Source organism: Pseudomonas sp. DSP3-2-3, assembly GCF_049898225.1.
GTDB lineage: Bacteria > Pseudomonadota > Gammaproteobacteria > Pseudomonadales > Pseudomonadaceae > Aquipseudomonas.
Window position 1 is genome coordinate 1 of sequence record NZ_JAFCXH010000074.1, and the last position, 1,978, is coordinate 1,978.

2 protein-coding genes and 1 pseudogene are annotated in these 1,978 nt (G+C 50.7%); all 3 read right to left on the reverse strand.

The window, feature by feature from the left end; translation table 11 throughout:
* Positions 1–255 precede the first annotated feature (255 nt).
* Positions 256–471 carry a DNA-binding protein gene (locus tag ACP7E4_RS30380; protein ID WP_426224909.1) on the reverse strand — a complete coding sequence of 72 codons (216 nt, stop codon included), beginning with the start codon at positions 469–471 and terminating at the stop codon, positions 256–258.
* Positions 472–747: 276 nt separating this feature from the next.
* Positions 748–1,121, reverse strand: a pseudogene (locus tag ACP7E4_RS30385) (histone-like nucleoid-structuring protein, MvaT/MvaU family).
* A gap of 630 nt (positions 1,122–1,751) precedes the next feature.
* Positions 1,752–1,978, reverse strand: a 227-nt coding sequence (locus ACP7E4_RS30390) for a hypothetical protein (protein WP_426119965.1), incomplete at its 5' end; no start/stop codon positions are given.

Sequence of the window (1,978 nt, forward strand, 5' to 3'; positions counted from 1 at the left end):
ACACCCATACCCGGAGGATCGCTTCGCGTCACGTACCCAAGGCAGGAGCCGTATGCGGTAGTTCCGCACGTACGGATCTGTGCGGGGGGCGGCAGATAACTGCCGTCCCTACCGCGCCCAGATGACTTCCACGGACGGATACCCACAGCCGACGCTTTTCGAAGCAAACACTTGATCCTCGGCCGTGCCTGGTGCTTTGCGAAAGTTAATCGTGCGTGCCCACATTTTGGGGGTGTGCCACTGAAGGGTTCGGATCTAGTCATCCGACGGGGGTTTGATGCCAAGTGCCACAGCTGCATCGTGCGCCTTTCCCCGTAAACCTTTTTTGCGGCCAGCAAGAATCTGGTAACAGGTAGGCGCGTCGACGTTGTGGGCTAGCGCGAAAGCTTGTATGGAAATACCCCGATCTTGAAGCCAGAGCTTCGCCTCGCTGGGAGTCCGTAAAGTGTTCATGGGGATTCCATTAAACATGTCGTTTTTATAACCTAGTTCTAAACCTAAAGAGCTTCCAGTCTTAGTGATCAACGGCGACTAGCTGCTTTCAAATGAGTCAATTTAAGAGTTGTCGCAGTCTGTTGGATACTTGAAGCCTGCGCTCATAAAGTATAGCGTGGTTCAACAGAAACCTAGTTCCGGTAAACCTTTCGCCTTGGGCATCCAGCGACACACCGTTACCAAATGAAAAGCTAACCCTAGTGAAAAGCCGCCCTCAGGCGGCTTCACCAGTCACAAAATCAGTCAGCCTGATCAGCGGGCGAGCCAGGACTCAACCACATCCGAGCCATGTTCGCTCTTCCACGCCCTCAGCAGCTTGTGATTCCCGCCCTTAGTTTCCACGATCTCGCCGCTATGCGGATTCTTGTAAACCTTCAACTCCCGAGCCTTACGAGTGCGCTTCTCTGGGCTGTCAGAGGAGCCGATGTACGACGGGTAGCTGCTTGCGGATCAAGCAGGCTGATCACATCGCGCAAGCTGTAGCCGTATTCAGCCAGCAAGCCCCGTAGTTTACCCTCAAACTCCATTTCAGATTTGAGGCCTGAGTCATTTTTCATTGCATCAAGCTCGGCGAGCTGTGCAGCGAGTTGTTGTTCGAGCTTGCGATATTCAGCTAAACGGGACATGCGACTTCCTTGGGATACGTGGTGGAGCAAACTGGGCATCATGTTAGGTGATGCTACAAGGTTAGTCACTCAACCTGACAGGCGCGATGGAGTTTGGGAGCACTGTTTCGCTAAAAAATTCTCAGGCATTCAGAATTGCGGGGCAATACCTAAATATAGCCCTGCTGTTGTGTTTGTAACCTAAAGCCGTAAAGAGGTCAAAATTTAGAGGCATGGGCCTGATCTGCACCTGACGTTCGACTCGGGACATTGTTCCTAGCCCTCCTCTTCACCGCACACTCGCCTTCGACAAAAAACCACTGAGTACGTAAGTAATTCAGTATCGAACAATCGGTATGGGACAAGCGAGGACATGATCGACAACATTTCTACCTTTTTCACACCAAAGATGCGAGCAAAGCTACAGGATTGGGCCTGGCAATGGACTAAAGATTTTGACAATGCATGTATGGCAACCTGGAAGTTAAAAAACGGTCGTCGGTCAAGGCACGACGATCCATCTTTACTTTCAGTAGGGTGGAGATGCTTCACGGATTTGCTACCGCCAATTTCCTATAATTGACTCAGCGCAAACATTCGCTCATTTTTGGGTTCAGGAAAAAGCTATCTGAATGGATAGCTCAACCCCAGCTAGATAGCGTATCTCCATTTATTCGCATGTTGATGCTCCATACTGAGATGATCCCAGGTCGGTACGGAAACTGCATTAGATCGGTAAACCGCCAATTTGATGACGACCCTTTTGAAGCCTATCTCGACTGTCGCAGTAAGGCTTACACCCCAAGCGTTATCCAAAGCGCTGATAGGCTTCATTGCCTTAGTCTGTATTTCACTGGTTTTCGCCACAGGCTGGCAGA